The following is a 696-nucleotide window of genomic DNA, read 5'->3' on the forward strand; positions in this document are numbered from 1 at the left end:
ACCCAGGCCGGCGGCAAGGCTTTCAGCTCGCTGCGCCAGTTCAGCGTGTGCGAGCGGGCCGTGCCCTGCAGCTGCAGCCGGCTGCTGTCGAGGCCCTGGCCGCGCCAGGCGCCCCGGGCGATGTCGGCGGTGAGCTCCAGCGGCGCGTCGGCGCTGGTGCCCGCCTGCCAGTGCAAGTCGGCCTGGCCGACCGCCAGCGGGCCGGCGCGCAGTGTCGCGAGCTTGCCCTGGCCCTGCGTCTTCACGTCGGGCCAGCGGCCGGTCAGTTCGGCTTCGCCGTTGAAGCTGCCGTTCAGGCCTTCGAGCAGGCCGGAGGCCTGCGCGCCGGGCAGCAGCTTCAGCAGCGGCTGCAGGCGTGCCAGTACCGGCGCGCGGGCATCGACATGCCAGCGGTCGGCGGCGCCGCGCGCATCGGTGGCGAGCGTGCCTTCGGCGTTCAGCGCATTGCCGCCGGCGTCGAGTTTCACGGTGGCGGCGAACGGCGCGGCGGCGCTCGGGTGGTGCAGCGCGAGGTCGCCCCGCAGCGGCACGCCGGCCAGCACGCTGTCGCCGATCACCGCAGTGATGTCGCCGCGCAGCGCGGCCAGGCGGTCGAGCAGCGTCGCACCGCGCGGGGCCGGGGCGGTCACGCTGTCGGGCACGGTCACGGCCAGTTCGCCCTTCACGTTCAGCCGGTGCGGGCCCAGGTGCCAGCTC

The 696-nt window shown here is 75.6% G+C and carries 1 pseudogene; it reads right to left on the bottom strand.

The features are described 5' to 3' along the window. Positions 1–696: pseudogene (locus AC1D01_RS37450) on the bottom strand (hypothetical protein); the annotation flags it as partial.

Source organism: Rhizobacter sp. P3_B12, assembly GCF_056402895.1.